16 protein-coding genes are annotated in these 18,724 nt (G+C 43.4%); 9 read left to right on the top strand and 7 right to left on the bottom strand.

Translation table 11 applies throughout. The annotated features are described in order from the left end of the window. Positions 1-30: 30 nt before the first annotated feature. The 4 genes from lptF (at position 31) to F975_RS02525 (ending at position 5,061) form a co-directional block, all read left to right on the top strand. On the top strand, positions 31-1,122 hold the full coding sequence (gene lptF, locus F975_RS02540; RefSeq protein ID WP_004749936.1) for an LPS export ABC transporter permease LptF: 1,092 nt from the start codon (positions 31-33) through the stop codon (positions 1,120-1,122). A 10-nt stretch (positions 1,123-1,132) separates the two neighbouring features. After that, a complete protein-coding gene (lptG, locus tag F975_RS02535; protein WP_004749934.1) occupies positions 1,133-2,206 on the top strand; it encodes an LPS export ABC transporter permease LptG in 1,074 nt (357 codons plus the stop codon). A gap of 100 nt (positions 2,207-2,306) precedes the next feature. Next, positions 2,307-3,854 (top strand): 2,3-bisphosphoglycerate-independent phosphoglycerate mutase, encoded by a 1,548-nt coding sequence (gpmI, locus tag F975_RS02530; RefSeq protein WP_034425652.1) that lies wholly within the window; start codon positions 2,307-2,309, stop codon positions 3,852-3,854. 13 nt (positions 3,855-3,867) lie between these two features. Continuing rightward, positions 3,868-5,061 (top strand): S41 family peptidase, encoded by a 1,194-nt coding sequence (locus F975_RS02525; protein ID WP_004749932.1) that lies wholly within the window; start codon positions 3,868-3,870, stop codon positions 5,059-5,061. Between the two features lie 31 nt (positions 5,062-5,092). On the opposite strand, the gene F975_RS02520 is transcribed toward F975_RS02525, so the two are convergent. Genes F975_RS02520 through gacA form a run of 3 tightly spaced genes read right to left on the bottom strand, consistent with a single transcriptional unit; the run spans position 5,093 to position 8,789 of the window. Further along, the gene (locus F975_RS02520) at positions 5,093-6,547 is read right to left on the bottom strand and encodes a sigma-54-dependent transcriptional regulator (RefSeq protein WP_004749931.1); all 1,455 of its coding nucleotides are present in this window, start codon (positions 6,545-6,547) and stop codon (positions 5,093-5,095) included. Between the two features lie 18 nt (positions 6,548-6,565). Beyond that, entirely contained in the window at positions 6,566-8,140 is a 1,575-nt protein-coding gene (locus F975_RS02515) for a sensor histidine kinase (RefSeq protein WP_004749930.1), read from the bottom strand. Positions 8,141-8,153: 13 nt separating this feature from the next. After that, positions 8,154-8,789, bottom strand: coding sequence for a response regulator transcription factor GacA (gacA, locus tag F975_RS02510; protein ID WP_004749929.1), 636 nt, complete (start codon positions 8,787-8,789; stop codon positions 8,154-8,156). A gap of 214 nt (positions 8,790-9,003) precedes the next feature. On the opposite strand from gacA, the gene F975_RS02505 reads away from it, so the two are divergent. Next, positions 9,004-10,008, top strand: coding sequence for a D-alanyl-D-alanine carboxypeptidase family protein (locus F975_RS02505; RefSeq protein ID WP_165493024.1), 1,005 nt, complete (start codon positions 9,004-9,006; stop codon positions 10,006-10,008). A gap of 228 nt (positions 10,009-10,236) precedes the next feature. Here F975_RS02505 and thrC read toward each other — a convergent pair whose 3' ends face one another. The 4 genes from thrC to xerD form a co-directional block, all read right to left on the bottom strand. Beyond that, positions 10,237-11,376 (bottom strand): threonine synthase, encoded by a 1,140-nt coding sequence (gene thrC, locus F975_RS02500; RefSeq protein ID WP_004749926.1) that lies wholly within the window; start codon positions 11,374-11,376, stop codon positions 10,237-10,239. Positions 11,377-11,432: 56 nt separating this feature from the next. Further along, positions 11,433-12,734 carry a homoserine dehydrogenase gene (locus F975_RS02495; protein ID WP_004749925.1) on the bottom strand — a complete coding sequence of 434 codons (1,302 nt, stop codon included), beginning with the start codon at positions 12,732-12,734 and terminating at the stop codon, positions 11,433-11,435. 98 nt (positions 12,735-12,832) lie between these two features. Next, entirely contained in the window at positions 12,833-13,648 is an 816-nt protein-coding gene (locus F975_RS02490; protein ID WP_004749924.1) for a DsbC family protein, read from the bottom strand. A gap of 113 nt (positions 13,649-13,761) precedes the next feature. Then, positions 13,762-14,679, bottom strand: coding sequence for a site-specific tyrosine recombinase XerD (xerD, locus tag F975_RS02485; RefSeq protein WP_004749923.1), 918 nt, complete (start codon positions 14,677-14,679; stop codon positions 13,762-13,764). 153 nt (positions 14,680-14,832) lie between these two features. Here xerD and F975_RS02480 point away from each other — a divergent pair, with 153 nt between their 5' ends. The 4 genes from F975_RS02480 (at position 14,833) to murD (ending at position 18,719) form a co-directional block, all read left to right on the top strand. After that, complete coding sequence (locus F975_RS02480; RefSeq protein WP_004749922.1) at positions 14,833-15,093, top strand: FeoA family protein; 261 nt, start codon at positions 14,833-14,835, stop codon at positions 15,091-15,093. Continuing rightward, positions 15,090-16,943 carry a ferrous iron transporter B gene (gene feoB / locus F975_RS02475; RefSeq protein ID WP_004749921.1) on the top strand — a complete coding sequence of 618 codons (1,854 nt, stop codon included), beginning with the start codon at positions 15,090-15,092 and terminating at the stop codon, positions 16,941-16,943. Before F975_RS02480 ends, feoB begins: the two co-directional genes overlap by 4 nt. 18 nt (positions 16,944-16,961) lie before the next feature. Further along, positions 16,962-17,216, top strand: a complete 255-nt coding sequence (locus F975_RS02470; RefSeq protein ID WP_004749920.1) for a DUF6587 family protein — start codon at positions 16,962-16,964, stop codon at positions 17,214-17,216. A gap of 153 nt (positions 17,217-17,369) precedes the next feature. Next, positions 17,370-18,719, top strand: a complete 1,350-nt coding sequence (gene murD / locus F975_RS02465) for a UDP-N-acetylmuramoyl-L-alanine--D-glutamate ligase (protein WP_004749919.1) — start codon at positions 17,370-17,372, stop codon at positions 18,717-18,719. Positions 18,720-18,724 lie beyond the last annotated feature (5 nt).

The following is an 18,724-nucleotide window of genomic DNA, read 5'->3' as shown; positions in this document are numbered from 1 at the left end:
TCATGTTTTCATTTTTAACGGAAGCTTCCTTTGATTATTCGACGTTATCTTGTTAAGCAGGTTATGGAGACTTCTTTGGTCGTCATCGCCTTACTCACATTAATCATGATGGGCGGTCGCTTAATCAAATATTTTGGTATTGCTGCTCAAGGTCGTATAGATGCCAATATCTTATTTAGCATTATTGGCTATCGATTACCTGAATTTTTAACCCTGATTATGCCATTGGGCTTTTTTATTGGCTTGATGCTGGTGTTTGGGCGTTTGTATATTGATCATGAGATGGCCGTGCTCAATGCCAGTGGCGTGAGTCGCAACCAGTTGGCACGTTTACTTGCACCGCTTACGGTTGTTTTTCTGATCGTGCAGCTTGTCATGATGGTGTGGGTGTCGCCGTGGGGACTACGTAAATTTGAACAGCTGTCGAGCACACAGGCTGTACGCACAGGCTTTGATCTGGTACGCCCCAAAGAATTTGTTTCTTCTGGTGCTTATACGATTTATGCCAGTGATCTGTCAGAAGACCGTAAAAATTTGCGCGATATTGTGTTTTATCAACGTGCAACCAAAGAGGGTAAACCTGATGTGGTCATTTTGGCGCGTGAAGCAACTCGCGTAGAGATTCCCAATGACACGGCCAGTGTGGTGGATTTGATTGACGGTCGCCGTTATGAAATTTATCCAGGACAGCCACGTTATACGCAGGCTGAATTTAAAAGTTATCGTTTAAGAATTGAAAATAATAAAGAAGCCGATATTTCGGGTGATAAAGCAGAGTCGATGCGTTTAGAACAGCTTTGGGAGAAACGTCAAAACCCTGTTGTACAAAGTGAACTCGGTTGGCGTTTGTGTGTGCCATTTGCAATTGTTGTGGCATTACTGCTCGCAACGGCATTGTCTGAAGTGAACCCACGTCAGGGACGTTACTATCGTTTATTGCCTGCTATTTTGATTTTTGCCAGTTTGATTGTGGCATTGATGGCCGTCAAAACCCGTATTACCAAAGATCAGTTAAGTATTTGGGCGTATCCCGCCGTGATATTTGGATATGCTTTTGTCACGATATTATTTTTGCGCAAACCGAACCTTGCGCCGAAGTTAAAACTTAAATTGAGCAAGTGAGGTTAAGCTAATGTTCGCACGTCGTCTAGTCGCTAAGCATGTGACGAAAACCTCCACTTTAGCCATGTTAGGGGCTACGGCTATACTGACCTTGTTACAGTTTCTGTTTACCTATTTGGCGGAGCTGAGTGAACTCAAAAGTGATTATAACGCTTGGCAGGCCATTCAATATGTCTTTTGGAATACACCTTATTATCTGTATCAGATTTTACCGATTTCTGCATTGATTGGCTCAGTGATTGGTTTAGGCACACTGGCATCAAACAGTGAACTGATTGTGATGCGTTCTGTTGGGATTAGCTTATGGCGGATTGTGGGATGGCTGGTACGTTCAGCCATGTTACTGGTGATTTTGGCATTTGCGCTGAGTCAGTGGGCGATTCCCTATAGCAGTGAAAAAGCGGACAGTATTAAGAAACACCAAACGGTTGCGGCCTTAGGTGAAGTGAAAGGTTACTGGACACGTGAAGGGCAGCGCTTTATTTATATTAACTATGCCAATTCACAAGGCATTTTACGCAATATTCAGGTTCTGGATTTTGATGCTAATTATCGCTTAAAAAGTGTGTTGAATGCTGAGCAGGGTCAATATAGCAGCAGTACCAGACAATGGGATTTGAAGCAAAGCCAGCAAATGCAGGTTCAGCCAAATGGCGATGCGAATTTAATTGAATCGGCGCAGTTACCACTGACTTTGGCTTTACAGCCTAAATATGTGCATATGGTGACGATTGACCCAGAAGAGTTAGCACCAAGCCAGTTAGTTTCATTTATAAATTATTTGTCAGTCTATAGCCAAGTGCCAAAAACGTATCAGTTGGCATTCTGGAAAAAAGTCGCTATGCCATTTTCCTTGATTGCGCTGGTGGTGATTGCTTGTTCATTTATTTTTGGACCATTGCGCCAACAGTCGATGGGCTTTCGCTTGGTGATTGCCTTGTTTATTGGTCTCGGCTTTTATTATATGCAGGACTTTTTGGGTTATGCGAGTCTGGTTTATTCGCCGTCGCCTGCATGGTTTGTATTTGTTCCGATTATCCTGATCTTTATCGCAGGTGGATACTTACTCAATCGCGCCAAATAATATTGATGTGAGAAGGATCATCAATTTTTAGTCGATGGAGAATTGCTTAAAAATTAGGTAAAATGCGCGCATGCAATTGACAACTGAAAGAGAGTTCAAAATGACGGATGCGAAGGCAGCTAAGATTCCTCATGTCTTGGTGATTATGGATGGTGTGGGGCATCGTGAAGCGATTCAAGACAATGCTTTCTTGGCAGCAAAAACACCTAATTTGACTGCAATGCAAGCCAAGCATCCGCATAGCTTAATTTCAGGTTCTGGCGAAGATGTCGGTTTACCAGATGGGCAAATGGGTAACTCTGAAGTTGGACATATGAACTTGGGTGCAGGTCGTGTGTTGTATCAGGACTTTACCCGTATCACCAAAGATATCCGTACTGGGGCATTCTTTGAGCATGAAGTTTTGGTCGATGCTGTTGAGAAAGCCAAAGCAACAGGTGGTGCAGTCCACATTATGGGACTTTTGTCAGAAGGTGGCGTGCATTCGCATGAAGACCATATCGTTGCGATGTGTGAGTTGGCACTTAAACGTGGTGCAAAAGTTTATCTACATGCATTTTTAGATGGTCGTGATACCCCGCCACGCAGTGCTGAACCCTCTTTACAAAAACTCGATGCAGTCTTTGCTCAATACCCAAATCAAGGTCGTATTGCGACAATGATTGGTCGTTACTTCGCTATGGATCGCGACAATCGTTGGGATCGCGTTGAACAAGCGTATCGTTTACTGACCGAAGGTGAAGCAGTCCGTGTAGTTGCGACAGCAACTGAAGGCTTGGCACAAGCTTATGCCGCTGAAGAAAGCGATGAGTTTGTTAAAGCAACCCGAGTAGGCGATGTAGCTGCCATTCAAGATGGCGACAGTGTCGTATTCATGAACTTCCGTGCTGACCGTGCGCGAGAGTTGACCCGTGCATTTGTTGAAAAAGACTTCACAGGATTCCAACGGAAAGTTGTGCCACAACTGGCAAAATACGTAATGCTGACCCGTTACCAAGCCAGCATTGATGCACCCGTTGCCTATATGCCTGAAGCCTTGCACAATTCAATTGGCGAATACTTATCTAACTTGGGCAAAACCCAGCTACGTATCGCGGAAACTGAAAAATATGCCCATGTAACATTCTTCTTCAGTGGTGGTCGTGAAGATGAATATCCTGGTGAAAAGCGTATCTTGATTCCATCGCCAAATGTTGCAACCTATGACCTTAAACCAGAAATGAGCGCTTATGAAGTGACTGATGAATTGGTGAAAGCGATTAATTCAGGTGAATATGACTTGTTGGTCGTGAACTATGCCAATGGCGATATGGTTGGGCATACGGGTATTTTTAATGCTGCAGTGAAAGCTGTTGAAGCTGTAGATACCTGCTTAGGTCGTGTTTATGACGCGGTAATGGCAAATCATGGGCACATGCTGATTACTGCCGATCATGGGAATGTTGAGCAAATGCAAGACTACGAAAGTGGTCAGGTGCATACCCAACATACCACTGAGCTTGTACCATTTATCTACGTTGGTCCAATGCAAGCAGTGATTGCTGAAGGCGGTGTTTTGGCAGATGTTGCGCCGACATTATTGCATTTAATGAATATTCCTGTTCCGATGGAAATGCAAGGTCGCAATTTAATTACATTACAAGCATAAAAAAGGTGGATGGATGATTCAAAAAATCAGGCAGGTATTTTTAGCGACCAGTTTAACACTCTGCTATTTGAATCATCCTGTTTATGCTGCAAATTCAGCTTCAACAGAAGCTGATGCCAGTCTTGACTATGACACTGATGGCTCGGAATCGTCTTCTAATAAGGAGATTCCTGTCGATTCGATTCAGAAATTTGTGCAGATTTACAGTATTGTCAAAGATAACTACGTCACTGAAAAGTCAGATGATGCGCTATTTGAACAAGCCATCAAGGGCTTGGTAGGTGGGTTAGATCGCTATTCTCGCTACCTTTCTCCCGAAGATTATCGCCAATTAATGCAATATACTGAGGGTGATGTTGCTTCTGTTGACTTTGATTTAATTTTTGATAAATTGCGCCGTCAGTGGCTGATTCAAGGGCTGAAAGAGAGTTCAGATTCCGTCAAACTTGGACTGCATAATGGTATGACGGTCTATAAAATTGATAATCAGGAATTAAAAGATCTCAATCATGAGCAAGTTCGTAACTTGTTATATGGTTCAATCGGAACAGTTCTAACGGTGCAGACAGCGCCTGTTGGGCAGCCTGTCACGATTGTTCGTAATAAAAAAGTAGATGTTGCAGTGTCATCGACACTTTTACACAATCAGGTTTTGGTGATTAAAGTTCCTGTATTTCAACAGGAAACTGCGAGCGAAATCAAAAATATTATCGAGCAATATCCGTCCAGCCGTTTAAAAGCGATTTTAATTGACCTCAGAAATAACCCCGGTGGGTTACTGTCTGCAGCAGTTGAAACCGCTGATCTGTTTTTAAATAATGGCATCATTGTCACGACCAAAAGCCGTTCAGAAGGTGATCAGACCTTTCAGGCACTCCCTGGTAATAAATTTAGCAATATTAAATTGGGGCTGTTGATTAATGGTCGCTCGGCATCAGCCGCAGAAGTTTTTAGCGCGGCTTTAAAGGATCATGGACGTGCTTGGGTGATTGGTGAGAAAAGCTATGGAAAAGGGGTTGTGCAAAAGTTATTCCCATTGCCAAGTGGCGCAGCATTACAAATGACAGTTTCTCATTACTATACGCCGAAAGGCAGTATGATTGATGGGCAGGGCATTCAGCCCAACCAGCTTTATGCGTTGCCAATCGATATGCGTGACGATTTATATATCGAGAATGTCGCCGAGATTTTACTCAAGCATCGCTAACAGACCACAATAATAAAAATAAAGACAGTATTTAGCTGTCTTCATCGCCTTCGATATCTAGCCCAAATTTTTTCAGGCGATAGCGTAATGAACGAAATGACATTTGTAGCTTTTTGGCTGCCATCGTGCGGTTCCAGTGAGTCATTTCTAAAGCATTCAGTAAAATATTTTTTTCAATACTTTCCAGATAGGCTTCTAAGCCCTCTTCAGGTAATTTGAAACGCTGACGTAGCGTAAGGTTTTCATTCGGATGAGAGATAGGTTTTGCTTCAGGTTCAGCCACTTTGACTATTGTCGGGTTGCTCGTTTGTGAGCTTAACCTCGACTCAGAATGATATCGGATATGTTGAATATCAATCACAGTGGAATCACTAAGTGTTAATGCCCGTTCAATAATATTGCGCAGTTCACGGACATTGCCTGAAAATCTCTGTTCAAGTAAAAATTGTTGAGCTGTAAGCGTAAGCTGCTTATTTGGAATTTGCCATTCCTGGCAGATTTTCTGAATAAAATAATGGGCAAGTTCTAAAATATCTTGTCCGCGCTCCCGTAAAGGTGGCAGACGAATGTCCATTACATGTAAGCGGAAAAATAAGTCTTGGCGAAACTTTCCTTGTTGAATCAGCGTTTCCAGATTTTGGTGGGTTGCACTGATAATGCGAAAATCTACAGCAATTTCGACATCGCTACCAATGGGGCGAATCTTCTTTTCCTGAACAGCACGTAACAGTTTGACCTGCATGTTCATGGGTAACTCGGCAATCTCATCGAGAAATAGACTGCCACCATGTGCAGCCTGAATCAGTCCTTGCTTGTCTTGGGTTGCATTGGTAAAGCTGCCTTTTTTATGTCCAAACAGTTCACTTTCCATCAGCTCAACAGGAATTGCACCGCAGTTAATCGGGACAAAGGGGCCATTCTTGCGGTTGCTTAGAGAATGAATCAGGTTAGCCACGACTTCTTTGCCCGTGCCTGATTCACCTGTAATAAATACAGGTGCTTGAGTTTTTGAGATTTTGCGAATGGTATGTTTGAGCTGTTGAATCACTTCAGAGCTGCCAATTAACATACGTTCTTCAATAGCAGAGGAGGCTGTTAAGTGACTATTGTCTTCATTTGGAATAATTGCTTTTTCTAAGAGTTGTTGTAAATCTTCAGAGCGGACAGGCTTGCTTACGAAGTCAAAAGCGCCTGCTTTGAGTGCTGCAATTGCAATTTCCATATTGCCATACGCCGTAATCACCGCAATGGGTGTATTGGGATAATATTCAGTGACATGTCGTACCAGTTGGATACCATCACCATCTGGAAGGTTTAAATCGGTTAAGCAGGCATCAAAACGTTGAGCCTTTAGCTGTTGTTTGGCTTGTGTAATGTTATAGGCTACTTCGGCTTGAATCCCGATACGCTTTAGACTCATCTGCATGAGCATGCATAAATCTTTTTCATCATCGACCAGAAGCACGCGTGGTTGCTGGGTTGTCATAATGCTCCAATGACTTATTTATTGTATTTGAATGGCAGGGCATTCAATGCGGAAACAAGTACCGTCTTGTAATTTAACATAACTTAATTTTGCCTGATTTGCTTCACAAAAACTACGTGAAAGGTATAACCCTAAACCCGTTCCATCAATTTGTGTAGTAAAAAATGGATGGAATAGGCTGTGTACTTTATCCGCAGTAATTCCTTCTCCAAAATCAATCACATCAATAAAAGCATAGCCATCTTGTTTATAGGCATACACATAAATCTGAGGTTTTTCTGGCGCAGTGTGGCGCAATGCGTTGCGAATCAGATTGATTAGCACTTGGCGAAGCTGTGCTTCATCAAATGAAATGAGTACAGCATCTCGAACTTCAACAATAATTTTATGATGAACTTCATATAGATCTTCAAGCACCAGTTGCGGTAAAAATTGTTTGAGCTGAATATCAATCGGCAATGTCGCCTGATTATGCGCCATATTCAGGGTTGACTGAATAATATGATCAATACGTTGAGCCTGTTTCTGGATCATATTGATCAGCATTGAGTGTTGCTCGCTATCAGCATCAGTCAACAGATTATTGGCTTGTACAATACTGGCAAGCGGGTTACGAATTTCATGGGCAATACTTGCGGAAAGTTGTCCAAGCGCAGCCAGTTTAAGTTGCTGGACTTGCTGGTTGATTTTCTGTGCGTCCTGCATGACAAACAGAGTTAGGGTCTGCTGTGGCAGTTCCAGCTTTTGTACCCGAATATGAATGCTGCTATAGCGGGACTGCATTGTTTCAAAAATAAAGCGCTCGCCTTGTTTAGCTGAGTTTAGCTGTAAATATTGATACAAATCAGGCTGAATTTCTTGTAAAGGAGCAGAGCGAAAAACCATTAGTGCTGGAATACCAAGCAGCGTATAAGCTGCAGGGTTACTCAGCACCACTTGCATTTTTTCATCAATGGCCAGATAACCCATATCAATTTGTTCGAGGATATAGCGATTAATATTTTGTAATTGTAATAATTCTAATGACTGGGAAATACTGATATTTTCGAGTAACCGAAAGCGTTGTACTGCAAATTGCCCAGTCAGATAGACCACAAAAAATAAAAAGGCAAGTAACGTACTATTTCCGATTTTACTCAGGTCGGAGGTCATGAACCAGCTACCAAAAAGTTGCAGGTAGAGTACAGAGATCACTGAAAGTAGCGTAATACTGAACGCCTGACTCCGGCTAATGAGTAGATTAGTAACGAAAATGGTAATAACAAACAGTAAGCCGATATGTAGGGTCGGGCCACCCATTGCAAAAGTCAGGCTAGAGAAACACCCCACATCGATCAGGCTGATCAAGAGCAGCTGTCTAGGCAGTGCAATCGGAAAAAGTTTCAGTGCAAGTAACTGTAAAGTGCCTAAAAATGAATAAGCCAACAGGGTGAAAAGATACACCCCGAGATGTTGATAGTCGCTTTTAAATTGTTGAAAAGTTAAGAAAAAAATTATGATCAGGCTGAAGGAGATAATCAGTCGATAAACACCGTACCACACCCCAAGACGATATAATGTACTGGGATTGGAGCTCAGAAGTGCGGTATGCATATATAGAACCTGATTAAGGTTTGATTAAACCATAACGAATTGCCAAATGGGTCAGCTTCACGTCACTGTCAATTTCCAGTTTCTCAAAAATACGGTAGCGGTAGGTATTGACGGTTTTTACGCTCACAAATAACTTGTCTGCAATGGCTTGTGCACTATGGCAGTTGACTACCATCATGGCGACTTGCATTTCACGCTCAGAGAGTTGGTCAAAAGGAGATTTCTGCGTTTCAGATAAATATGAGCTTGCCAACTGTTCAGCAATGTCAGCACTAAAGTATTTACCACCTTGCATCACCTTGTTGATGGCACGAAGCATTTCCTGAATGGGTGCACCTTTGGTGATATAACCCTTCGCACCTGCCTTGAGCAATAAAGACGGATAAGGTTCTTCGGCCAAGCCGCTCACAGCGATAACTTTAGTTTCAGGTGTAATTTGCAATAAACGCCGTGTTGTTTCTACACCACCGATACCAGGCATATTGACATCGAGTAACACCACATTCGGGCGATACTGGCGTGCGAGAGTCAAGGCTTCTTCTCCTGATTCGGCTTGACCAATGACTTCAACATCCGCATGGTCTGCCAACATACGACAAATCCCTGTGCGTACTAATTCATGATCATCCACAACTAAAACCGAAATCACGAGCAACACCTCCCAATCTAAATGATTTTTTTGTTACATAAAGCAAATTAAGCTTGCAATGAAACGACAAAATTAGCAATGCTATCTTAAAATATAACCTAAAAGTTATGCACAATTACTGAACTTTAAAAGAGCGAGTCGATTGTGTAAATGTAAGGCATTTTTGTGGTTATACACAAATGTATCTTACCACCCCTGAGTTGAGTGTAATATGATGAAAAGTTTAAAAAAATCTTTAGTACGTGCTGTAAGCATGTCGATGCTAATAGGGTTGAGTGCCAATAGTTTTGCTGAACTCATCGTGAACAGTGGCTCGGGGGCAGCTTCCCAAGCAAAACTAAACTGGTCAACCGATGAAGCAAAACAGCTCCTGAGCCAAGATCGAAATAATGCTGAAACTTCTGTACGCAGAGGTGTCACTACCACTACATTCCGTGCACCGCATGTGACGGATACTCGCTTTGCAACTAGCAGCCCAGCTGTAGCAGCAGGTTCGGCACTGGTTATGGATGCTCATACTGGTGAAGTACTGTATAGTAAAAATAGTAATGCGTCACGCCCGATCGCATCGATTACTAAATTGATGACAGCTGTAGTCACTGCCGATGCGCATTTAAATATGTCTGAGCAGATTACCTTACAGCAAAGTGATTTTGAAGGTCCCAAACACGCCAGCTCTACTTTAAAGCCTGGTGACAAGATGAACCGTGCAGAAGTTTTGTTGGTGGCTTTAATGAAGTCAGAAAACCCTGCAGCGGCAGCGTTGGCACGTACTTATCCAGGAGGGAAACCTGCTTTTGTATCAGCAATGAATGCCAAAGCACGTCAGCTTGGTATGAGCTCAACCCATTATTATGAATCAACAGGTTTAGATGCTCGTAATGTATCATCGGCACGTGATCTGGGAATTTTAGTGGCTGAAGCTTCACGTTATGGCGTAATTCGTCAGTTTTCATCAACACCGCATTATGATTTCGATTTAGGCTATCGCGTATTAAAATCAAATAACACCAATGCTTTGGTACGTAATGGTGGTTGGAATATTAATCTGTCTAAAACAGGTTATATTAATGAAGCTGGACGTTGTGTTGTTATGCATGCAACTGTTAATTCGCGCCCAACCGTTGTGGTCTTATTGGGTGAACCAACAACACAGTCACGCAATAGTGATGCAACGAATTTGTTGAGCTGGGTGAATCAATTACCAAAACAAATCTAAATCTTTAGAATGAATTACTTTTCAAAAAAAGCTTTTCTAAGATGAAAGGCTTTTTTTATCTCTAACAAATAGGGTTTGTTGGCATTTTACAGATGGACAGATGGTTGGTTGAACTGAAAAATGTGTAAAAACTAAATACCTTTAGGCTTGTATTCGATAATGCACGCTAGAAGATGCAAATAAAAAACCAGTTGCAAACAACTGGTTTTTTATACTTAAGCGAAATACTTACATGTTAGAAAGAATAGAATCTTTCACTTGGCTCATTGTGGCATCAATTGACAACATAACAGCATCAGCACATTGCTTGATTGCTGTGTCTGGGTCTTTCAAACCATTACCTGTCACGGTACATACGATCACAGAACCCTCAGCAATTTTACCCGCTTTAATGTCACGGATAGCACCACCAATAGACGCTGCTGAAGCAGGCTCAACAAAGACGCCTTCATACATTGAAAGCAAGCGCTGTGCTTCTAGGATTTCAGCATCTTGTAGTTCATCGAACCAGCCTTTAGAGTCACGTACTACAGCTTTAGCATGGTTCCAGCTTTGTGGATTACCAATACGGATTGCTGTTGCAACAGTTTCAGGGTTAGCAACAGGCGCACCACGAAGGAAAGGTGCAGCACCCGCCGCCTGATAACCGACCATTGTTGGTAAGCCTTCAGGTTTTGGCCCTGTGAATTGATCAGTTTCAGCATCATAAATCACTTGCTCAAACTGGTCAGCAGGCTGATTGGCAACCACTTCGGTATAACCCATCCAGTGTGCAGTGATGTTACCTGCATTACCGACAGGCAAGCAGTGGTAATCTGGTGCACGACCCAACGCTTCGACGATTTCGTAAGCAATGGTTTTTTGACCTTGTAAACGGTAAGGGTTGATTGAGTTTACAATCGTTACAGGTGCTTGGTCGGCAACTTCTTTTACAAGGCGCATACCATCGTCGAAGTTACCACGGATTTGCATGGTGACCGCACCGTACATCATCGCTTGCGCCATTTTACCCATGGCAATTTTGCCTTCTGGAATTAAAACGAAAGCTTTAATGCCTGCACGTGCTGCATAAGCTGCGGCAGCAGCAGAAGTGTTACCTGTTGATGCACAGATAATCGCTTTTGAACCTGCTTCAACCGCTTTGGTTACTGCCATGGTCATACCACGGTCTTTAAATGAACCTGTTGGATTAAGACCTTCATATTTCACATAGATTTCAACATCTTTGCCAATAATACGTGGAATATTCTCCAGTTTAATGAGAGGGGTGTTACCTTCACCTAAAGAAATTGCACGTGTAGTTGCAGATACAGGTAAACGATCACGATAACGATCTACAAGACCAGTATAACGATTGGCATTCGACATGATGATGTTCCAATGAAAGAAGAAGCACGTAGAGGGGAGAGTTCCCCTCGACCTGATTAGTTATCCAGCGATTCTAAACGAATTCGCACAATTTCGCCATGAATGGCAGGAAGCGCTTGAATTTGAGCAAGCGCCTCATCCATTTTGGATTCCACGATCGGATCGGTCAGAATCACAATAGGAATAAGATCTTTTAAACGGGATTGTTGCATGATGGCATCAATACTAATCCCTGCACGGCTGAGAATGGTTGTCACATCAGCAAGTACACCAGTTTGGTCTTCAGCATTGAGGCGAATATAATAACCTGTAGTCATTTCTTCGCGGCTCAAGATAGGCGTATCGGCCAATGCTTCAAAGGCCAATTGAGGAATGGTTCCTGCCCCATCTTCAGTATAGGAAATGTCACGTACAATATCTACGATATCGGCAACTACGGCTGAAGCGGTTGGACCTGCACCTGCGCCCGCACCATAATATAAAGTTGGACCAACCGCATTGGCTTGAACCAGAACGGCATTTTTCACGCCATTGACATTGGCCAGCAGTTCTTCAGCAGGAATCAGGGTTGGGTGAACACGCAGTTCAATGCCTTTGTCAGTGCGACGGGCGATCCCCAAGTGCTTGATGCGAAAGCCAAGTTCTTCAGCATATTTCACATCTTGCGCAGTAATTTTGCTGATGCCTTCGGTATAGACTTTATTGAACTGTAAAGGAATACCAAATGCACAAGAGGCTAAAATGGTGAGTTTGTGTGCAGCATCAATGCCTTCAACGTCAAAAGTTGGATCAGCTTCTGCATAGCCAAGCTCTTGAGCTTCTTTTAATACATCGGCAAAAGCACGACCTTTGTCACGCATTTCAGTCAGAATGAAGTTACCTGTACCGTTGATGATACCTGCTAACCAATCAATTTTATTGGCTGCCAGACCTTCACGGATAACTTTAATAATTGGAATACCACCCGCAACAGCAGCTTCATAAGCAATCTGAACTTTGTGATCTTCAGCAGCTTTAAACAGTTCATTGCCATGTTCAGCCATAAGGGCTTTGTTGGCAGTAACAACATGCTTACCATGTTTAATCGCTTCATAAATGATTTCATAAGCAGGGTGAATACCGCCCATGACTTCAACCACAACATCGACATCGGGTTGGCGAACGATTTCGAGCAAGTCAGCGCTTTGTTTAATCCCTTCTAAATTGAGGTCTGGGCGAGGGCGGCGGGTACCAACGTAGGTAATTTGAATTTCTCGACCTGTGCGACGTTTAATTTCAGCGGCGTTTTCTTGTAATAATTTAAGGGCACCACCACCTACGGTACCAAGACCTAATATAGCCAGGCGAACTGGTTTCACGTCACACTCCAAGTATTTATTGCGATTGAGGTTGATCATAGCTAAAAAAATGCACAGACTCTAGGGTGAAGATCACAATATCTTCACCTTATTTCAGATTATTTTTCCAAATGTTGCTCTAGTTCTTCAGGGCTGAGATAGCCGCCAAGGTATAAACCATCTTGTGAGTAAATTGCAGGTGTACCATTGACCCCAATTTTAATGCCGAGTTGATATTGGGCTTTTACAGGGCTATTACACTGTACTGCGGAAATTTGCTGCCCTTGTATCACTGCATTAAAGGCTGATTTACGGTCATTATTACACCAAATGGCTTCCATGGTCGGGAAGAACTGCTCGCCACGTGGCCAGGCAATATAGCGGACTTCAATGCCTTTGGCATTGATCTCAGGCAAATGTTCGTGCAGTTTATGGCAGTATGGACAGTTGGCATCAGTAAACACATAGACAATATGTTTTGTCGCGCCTTGAGCAGGGTAAACAATTAAATCTTTGGGATTGAGTGCAGCAAACAGTTTTTTGTTTTCAGTCGCTTGTAAGGCTTGACTGACATTTTGCAGTTTCGTATCGCCTAAACGCAGCACATCACCCTGAATCAGGTATTTACCATCAGCCATAGCATAAACCGATGGCATGCCGTCTAGGTTGACCCAGTAAATATTGGGAATTTCAGTGGTTTTAATATCAATAATTTTAACGTTGATGTTGGCTTTTTTTAAACTTTCTTGCAGGGTATTGATTAACCGCTGTTTGGCATTGCGTTCTAGAATTGGCGAAGCTTGTCCTGTTGCAGGTGCCGTTGCAGTCAGAGAATCAGTTTTTTGTTCAGTATTTTTATCTTTAGAGCACGCACTGAGCATACCAGCAGCGGCAAGTGTACATGCTAGGAAAATTTTGGAACGGTGCAAGGACATAAATAACCCTTTGACTGGTCAATAAAAAGAAAACACCGTTAGCATAACAAAAAATGTGTGGTGCTTCGTGAATTTTCATTATTCTGTGTAATTCTTCGATAACACAGCGAAGGTTATGCGCGAGGGTGGTATTGCTGATGTAGTTGCTGCATGCGGATTTGTGCGACATGGGTATAAATTTGCGTGGTGGACAGGTCACTATGCCCCAAGAGCATTTGTACTACGCGCAGGTCGGCACCGTGATTGAGTAAATGTGTAGCAAAGGCGTGCCGTAAAGTGTGCGGTGAAATTTCAAAGTCGATACCAGCCTGTAGGGCATAGCGTTTGATCACATACCAAAAATTCTGCCGACTCATAATGCCGCCTTGCTGGGTTAAAAACACATAGTCGCTGCTTGATTTTAACAGTTGTGAACGTGATTCACTGAGATAGCGTTCCAGCCATTCACAAGCAATTTGCCCTAATGGAACCAGACGCTCTTTATTGCCTTTTCCGACAATTCGTACATAGCCTTGTTTAAGATTGAGTAATTCTAGGCGCAGCGTGATGAGCTCTGAAACCCGCAAGCCACAAGCATAGAGTACTTCTAGCATGGTTCGATCCCGTAAACCGAGCGCAGTTTCGGTATTGGGTGCTTGAATCAGGGCATCAACTTGGCTTTCAGATAAATCTTGAGGCAGGGCACGCCCCAGTTTTGGAGTTTTATGGGTACTCAGCGGATTGTCGGTGCGTAGTTGCTGTTCTCGTAAAAACTTGAAAAAAGAACGTAGCGCAGACAAAAGGCGGGCAATGGAGCGTGGGCTTTTCCCTTGTTGTGTGAATGCGATCAATACATCGGTAATATCTTCACTTGACCAGTCTAATAACGGTTTTTCCATATACTGGCTACACTGGATCAGGTCAGACAAATAAGCATTTCGGGTGTGCGGGCTGACGGTTTGAGCAACGAGATAGTCTCTGTAACCAAATAAAAATTCTAAATTTTTTGGAATATTAATCGCTGTTGGAATACGAGGTTTCTTGTTGATCATCTATCAGATATGAATCAGTATAAAAAGTGCTATTTCACTCTAGAATAAATTTCTGTAAAAGTCGAATTGTAAAGCTAAGCTAGATGCAAGTAGTGTATGTAAATTATTCTCATTTATGTTTATAATAAATCAAATGTCTGTGAGTAGAACGCTGTGCGGTTATCAGATTTAAAGGTAAAACAAGCCGCTGTCATTACCAAAGTCAACCGTCAAACTGTTGATGATGGCAAGGCGGATTTAATAGCAAGTCGATTGGAAACCTTGGGCTTTATTCCAGGAACACCTGTGAAAGTTGTCGCCAAAGGGGTCTTTGGTGGTGATCCACTGCTGATTCAGATTGGCTTTACTCGTTTTGCCTTGCGAAAAGCAGAAGCTCAGAAAATTGAAATTTCCGCACAGGGAGCTGTAACATGAGCGAAACTTTGCGTGTTGCTCTAGTCGGCAATCCAAACTGTGGTAAAACCTCGGTTTTTAACCAACTGACGGGAACCCGTCAAAAAGTTGGCAACTATGCTGGCGTCACGGTTGAACGTAAAATCGGCTTTTTTCAGTTACCTTCTGGCAATCAGGTGCGGGTACTGGATTTGCCTGGAGCTTATAGCCTCGAGGCGACTAGCCCTGATGAAGCCGTGACTCGTGATGTCTGTCTTGGTAAAATCAAAGATGAAAGCCAGCAGGATGCATTTTTGTGTGTGGTAGATGCTACTAACTTGCGGTTGCATTTGGGTTTGGTTTTAGAAGTCATTGAGCTCGGACGACCTGTGCTGCTGGTTTTGAACATGATGGATGAAGCACGCCGCCGTGGTATTCAGATTAACTCACAGAAACTGTCTGAACGCCTTGGTATTCCTGTTGTTGAAACTGTTGCTAAAACCTCGTCAGGGGTGATGAATCTGATTGATGCTTTGAGTCAGAAAAAATTTGCCTTGCCACAGACAGAAATGAACGGTGTCGTGGGGGATCAGCATCAAAAAGTTGCACAGATTCTGGCAGATGTCGTGGTCTTTTCAGATCATGAAGATAAACGTACCGAATTTTTAGACAGCATTTTTTTACATCCTGTATTGGGGTTTGTCGTTCTAGCCTTGCTGATGTTTGTGGTGTTTCAGGCGGTCTTTACTTGGGCAGCGCCTTTTCAGGAAGCCATCACCAAAGCATTCTCCTGGTTGGGCACCGAGATGGGCACATTAGTGACGCAGCCGCTGCTACACAGCTTGGTGGTTGATGGTGTGATTGCGGGTGCGGGCGGCGTTGTGGTGTTCTTGCCACAGATTCTGATTTTATTCTTTTTTATTTTACTTCTGGAAGAAACGGGTTATTTGCCTCGTGCAGCATTTTTGCTGGACAAACTCATGTATAAAGCGGGCTTAAGTGGGCGTGCATTTATTCCGTTATTGTCGAGCTTTGCTTGTGCCGTGCCTGGCATTATGGCGACCCGAACCATTCAGGACCCGCGTGACCGCTTAACCACAATTTTTGTTGCACCACTCATGACCTGTTCGGCACGTTTGCCCGTGTATGCCTTGCTGATCTCTGCCTTTATTCCCAGCAAAATGGTGTGGGGCATTTTCAATTTGCAGGGTTTGGTGCTGTTTGCGTTGTATATGGCAGGCATTATCAGCGCGTTAATCGTGGCATTTGTCTTAAAGTTTTTCCAGAAAGACAAATCCCAATACGCTTTACTCATGGAGCTGCCAAGTTATCGTTTTCCGAATATGAAAAGTATCGGGATTGGCTTGCTCGATCGCGCCAAAATCTTCTTGAAGCGTGTGGGTGGGATTATCTTCGCTTTATCTATTTTGCTTTGGTTTTTGTGTAGTTTTCCGCAAGCACCAGAGCATGCTGCTTTATCGCCAATTAATTACAGCTTTGCAGGATATATTGGGCATTTCATGCAGCCATTTTTTGCACCGGTTGGCTTTAACTGGCAAATCTGTATTGCCCTCATTCCAGGGATGGCAGCCCGTGAAGTGATGGTGGCATCTCTAGGAACAGTGTATGCATTGTCTGCTGCCAACGATGATGCGATGGCACAGGGTTTAAGTCATTTAATTAGTGCACCAGGTAGCGGCTGGAGTCTGGCAACAGGGTTATCACTTTTAGTGTGGTACATCTATGCACCACATTGTTTATCGACATTGGCAACGGTACGCCGTGAAACAGGTTCATGGAAAATGGTGGCGTGGATGACAGGCTATCTATTTGCATTAGCTTATTTTGCAGCATTTTTAACCTATCAAATTGCGTCCCATTATCTGGGCTAAATGCAAGCGGAGGTGAGTATGGTGAGTTATCTGATTATTGCGGTATTAGTGCTTTGGAGTGCCATCTATACCTTTAAAAAGATTTTCCCTCAATCGGCATATACTGTGTTTTCTGCTCTGGCACGCAGTTGTGAGCAGCGCGGCTGGATGACTTTGGCAAAATGGCTACGTCCGACGATGTCGGCAGGCTGTTCGGGAGGCTGCGGTTGTAGTGCTGACAGTTCTGCGCAGAGCAAAAATAAAGTTACAGTCCAAGCGGTGAAGTGGAAATAACTGCATTGAACTGATCTGTAAAACCGCCAAATACTGGCGGTTTTTTTACGTGAATATACAAAAAAAATGCGATAAGCCTCGATCAGGAAAAGCTTTCCAAAAAGCAAAGTGCTAACATTTGCCAAGTTTAAAAATAAATGCGATGGGGCAAATATGTTAATACAACGCGGTGGATTGAAAGTCGTTGCAGGGCTTGGTATTTCTGGTGTTTCAGCTGTCAATTTTTTGGTGGAACAGGGTTATCAGGTTGCGGTGACCGATTCGCGTGCGACACCGCCTGGACATGATCAGATTCCAAGTCATGTGCAGACCAGTTTTGGTAAACTGGATGTTGATTTGCTCTTGCAAGCCGAAGAAGTTATTTTAAGCCCAGGGCTTGCGCCACAACTGCCTGAAATTCAGCAAGCCATTGCCCAAGGCATTTCTGTCGTGGGTGATGTGCAATTGTTGCGCCGTGCAACCGATGCACCGATTGTCGCAATTACAGGTTCCAATGCCAAAAGCACCGTCACCACTTTGGTCGGCTTAATGGCAAAAGATGCAGGTAAAAAAGTGGCTGTAGGCGGGAATTTGGGTCGCCCAGCACTGGACTTGCTCAAAGATGATCCTGAATTGCTAGTATTGGAATTATCTAGTTTTCAACTTGAAACTACGTTGCATCTCAATGCCGAAGTTGCGGTGGTGCTTAACATGAGTGAAGACCATCTTGACCGTCATGGCGATATGTGGGGTTACCATCAAGCCAAGCACCGCATTTTCCAAGGCGTGAAAAAAGTGGTCTTTAACCGCGATGATAATTTAACTCGCCCTTTAGTTCCTGACACCACCCCGATGCAGAGCTTCGGTTTAAACGCCCCAGACATTCAGCAGTACGGTATTTTAAAAGATTTGGATGGCACAATCTGGCTCGCACGTGGACGTGAGCGTTTGCTGAAAAGTTCTGACATGTATATTCAGGGGACGCACAATGTTGCCAATGCCTTGGCATGTTTGGCGCTCGGTGAGGCGATTGGTTTGCCAATGGATTCCATGCTGGAAACTTTAAAGCAGTTTAAAGGTCTGGAACATCGCTGTGAATATGTGGCAACTGTACAAGACGTGCGTTATTACAATGATTCTAAAGGAACAAACATTGGTGCCACTTTAGCGGCGATTGATGGCTTGGGTGCAGCAATCGAAGCTCAGCAGGGCAAAGTGGCTGTGATTTTGGGTGGTCAGGGCAAAGGACAAGATTTCAAAGCCTTGCGTGATTCGCTACAAAAATATGTCAAAGTTGCCGTGTTGATTGGTGAGGATGCTCCACTCATTGAGCAGGCAATCGCAGGTACAACCAAGTTACTATATGCCGATAGTTTGCAGCAGGCAGTCGCGTTATGCCAACAGCATACCCAAGCACATGATGTGGTGTTATTGTCGCCTGCCTGTGCAAGCTTTGACATGTTCAAAGGTTACGCTGACCGAGGACATCAGTTTGTGGCTTGTGTACAAGCCTTGTCTGCATAAGCAAG

This window comes from Acinetobacter brisouisimilis, assembly GCF_000368265.1.
Taxonomy (GTDB): domain Bacteria; phylum Pseudomonadota; class Gammaproteobacteria; order Pseudomonadales; family Moraxellaceae; genus Acinetobacter.
The sequence above is the reverse complement of the archived record's forward strand: the minus strand, read 5'-3'. Positions and strand labels throughout refer to the sequence as shown.

What these genes read in the sequence shown, in the direction of transcription:
- lptG (WP_004749934.1), top strand. Translation starts at nt 1,133, where the DNA reads ATGTTCGCACGTCGTCTAGTCGCTAAGCATGTGACGAAAACCTCCACT.
- gpmI (WP_034425652.1), top strand. Translation starts at nt 2,307, where the DNA reads ATGACGGATGCGAAGGCAGCTAAGATTCCTCATGTCTTGGTGATTATG.
- F975_RS02525 (WP_004749932.1), top strand. Translation starts at nt 3,868, where the DNA reads ATGATTCAAAAAATCAGGCAGGTATTTTTAGCGACCAGTTTAACACTC.
- F975_RS02520 (WP_004749931.1), bottom strand. Translation starts at nt 6,547, where the DNA reads ATGACAACCCAGCAACCACGCGTGCTTCTGGTCGATGATGAAAAAGAT.
- F975_RS02515 (WP_004749930.1), bottom strand. Translation starts at nt 8,140, where the DNA reads ATGCATACCGCACTTCTGAGCTCCAATCCCAGTACATTATATCGTCTT.
- F975_RS02505 (WP_165493024.1), top strand. Translation starts at nt 9,004, where the DNA reads ATGAAAAGTTTAAAAAAATCTTTAGTACGTGCTGTAAGCATGTCGATG.
- thrC (WP_004749926.1), bottom strand. Translation starts at nt 11,376, where the DNA reads ATGTCGAATGCCAATCGTTATACTGGTCTTGTAGATCGTTATCGTGAT.
- F975_RS02490 (WP_004749924.1), bottom strand. Translation starts at nt 13,648, where the DNA reads ATGTCCTTGCACCGTTCCAAAATTTTCCTAGCATGTACACTTGCCGCT.
- xerD (WP_004749923.1), bottom strand. Translation starts at nt 14,679, where the DNA reads ATGATCAACAAGAAACCTCGTATTCCAACAGCGATTAATATTCCAAAA.
- feoB (WP_004749921.1), top strand. Translation starts at nt 15,090, where the DNA reads ATGAGCGAAACTTTGCGTGTTGCTCTAGTCGGCAATCCAAACTGTGGT.
- F975_RS02470 (WP_004749920.1), top strand. Translation starts at nt 16,962, where the DNA reads ATGGTGAGTTATCTGATTATTGCGGTATTAGTGCTTTGGAGTGCCATC.
- murD (WP_004749919.1), top strand. Translation starts at nt 17,370, where the DNA reads ATGTTAATACAACGCGGTGGATTGAAAGTCGTTGCAGGGCTTGGTATT.